The sequence below is a fragment of the Oleiphilus sp. HI0067 genome, assembly GCF_001635735.1.
The window spans coordinates 1-1,201 of record NZ_LWFI01001217.1 but is presented as its reverse complement, the minus strand read 5'-3'; the positions used below and the strand labels follow the sequence as shown (position 1 = coordinate 1,201).

Below are 1,201 nucleotides of genomic sequence, written 5' to 3'. Positions count from 1 at the left end.
TATGCAGGGAGTTCACGAGGATATCATTTCGTCCCGTAATCTTGCGCATTATACCGTCTTCGTTGAGCGTGACTGAGTGCGTATCCGCATACTGTTCAGCTAGTGGTGCGTTTTTATCTTCGCGGTGATCATTCATTCCTTCAACTTCGTGAAGGCTTTGATGAAGCGAGCCACCTAACGCAACGTTTATGTCTTGCAAACCACGGCAAACGGCGAACAAAGGCTTGTCTTCTTTAAGCATGTTTTGAATGAGTGCGCGACTAAGATTATCTCGTTGATCATCGTAGTCGAAGTCGGCGTCAATTTTTGACTCACCGTAGAGAGAAGGGTTAACCATTGAGTAGGCGCCTGTTAGAAATACGCCATCTAAGTGCTCTGTCCAATGTGTGATGTCCATGATGTCATTCAGAGCAGGGATCATGATTGGTACGACATCAGCAGCTTCAACGAGAGCACGTAAATACTTGTCTCCCGCGATATGGAATGGATGCGGCGAAATCACTTTAACATCACTAATGACGCCAACGAGCGGTTTTTTACTGGAGGAACCCATAAAATGACCTGTTGTTTGCTTTAATGTACGGAGCATAAAATATTTTTTACACCATGAAAAGCCATTAAGAGATGCAAATACGGTTTTAATCGTCTCTCAAAACGAGTTGTCCATACTTGTTTGACGTTCAAAATAATTTATACTGCGTTCAAAAGATTATACACCTCTGTTGTTCAGATATCTGTACGACATAAACATTTTTGATTGATAGATAAAGGTTGATGGATGCCGATCTCGATACAGTTCACCCAGAGTTATGTTGGTGGTAGCTGGAAAGACAGCCGCAGTGGAAAAACATATGAAGTAGTCGATCCGAGTACTGCAAAATGTATTGCTAGGGTTTCTGACTGCGATGCGCAAGATGCGACGCAAGCCGTTGATGCCGCGCATCAAGCTTTAAATTCATGGCAGAGCAAAACCTCCGTTGAGCGCCATGGCTTGTTGATCAAATGGTTTCAGTTGGTTCAGCAATCTGCGGATATGCTGGCCGAAATTATGACCTTGGAGTCGGGTAAACCGCTTAGTGAATCCTATGCAGAGGTGAATTACGCCGCATCGTATATTGAGTGGTTTGCAGAAGAAGCGAAGCGTGTTTATGGCGATGTGATTCCTGCTGTCAGCCCAGATAAAAAAATGTTGGTGCAGCGT

At 44.1% G+C, this 1,201-nt stretch carries 2 protein-coding genes; one reads left to right on the top strand and one right to left on the bottom strand.

Annotation, left to right across the window (positions count from 1 at the left end):
* A partial coding sequence (locus A3739_RS18260) for a gamma-glutamyl-gamma-aminobutyrate hydrolase family protein (RefSeq protein WP_068502340.1) occupies positions 1-553 on the bottom strand: 553 nt, incomplete at its 3' end.
* 225 nt (positions 554-778) lie between these two features.
* On the opposite strand from A3739_RS18260, the gene A3739_RS18255 reads away from it, so the two are divergent.
* A partial coding sequence (locus A3739_RS18255) for an aldehyde dehydrogenase family protein (RefSeq protein ID WP_156502676.1) occupies positions 779-1,201 on the top strand: 423 nt, incomplete at its 3' end.